The organism is Paracoccus angustae, assembly GCF_042648745.1.
GTDB classification, from domain to species: Bacteria; Pseudomonadota; Alphaproteobacteria; order Rhodobacterales; family Rhodobacteraceae; genus Paracoccus; species Paracoccus angustae.
Window position 1 is genome coordinate 1 of record NZ_JBHRXY010000123.1, and the last position, 882, is coordinate 882.

An 882-nucleotide genomic window follows, 5' to 3' on the forward strand; every position below is an offset into this window, starting at 1 on the left:
GGCACGCTTGGGTGCGAAAAGACGATACGCATTGCTGACCTGCCGAACCTGGGGGCCGCGGCCTTCATTCGGGGTTGGCTCGAACCGGCGCAGCCAGTCCAGAAAGCCATGGTCGCGTAGTGCCTTCAAGGCGCGAACAACAGCGTCCCTCGACCGCTTCAGCTTGTCCATGATCCAGTCAAGGGACGGGTCTAGGCGGCCGGTCTTGAAGCTGACCAGGTTCCCGAACAGCGCCAGGATCTCCAAGGCGATGCTGCCCAAGGGTCCGTTGCGTCTCCCGGGCTTGCGGCCGTGCAGCTCGTATCGCTGCGCGGCCCTGATGATCCTCTGCACCTCCTGCCGGGTGGTGCTGCGCCAGAACGTGCCTTCGCAGGTTCCCGCTCGGTGAGAGTTGCGGTGCAAGCGCGTCCTGCCTTGGGCGCGCGCGCCGGTGCAAGCCTGGGCCAGAACGCCAAGGCGCTTGAAAAAATCGCCGCCTGCTGCGGCTGCTACAGTCGTCAAGTGCTGCTCCTGTGTCACAAGAAGCGCGGTGTCCGCAGGCAAGCCTCATCCGTTCGCACAGATGCGCTTTTTGCTCTTGATTTCCGGGAGTAGGCAGCTAACTATAGCAGGTGTAATCCGCTGCTAATCAGGTCGCCAAACCTGTGTTATGCTACCAAGCCCCCTCGTGCGGACCCCCGCGCGGGGGGTTTCCTTTTGGGCTGGTGGTTTATCCGATTCCGCTCGTCCCTCCCGTTTTGGGTATTTTGCCGAACAGCCTACGCCAGCAAGGGCTTAGCGGCAATTCTTTGTGTAGACCTCGGCGGTGATTCATCAGTAGCTCACCCATTCCGTCATGGATGCGCCCGTGTAGTCCTGCATCCGAACCACGATGCTCCTGAA

Annotated in this window: 1 pseudogene; it reads right to left on the bottom strand. The window is 61.5% G+C overall.

Annotated features, from left to right (window positions below):
- Positions 1-501 (bottom strand): annotated as a pseudogene (locus tag ACFOM8_RS23035) (hypothetical protein); the annotation flags it as partial.
- Positions 502-882 lie beyond the last annotated feature (381 nt).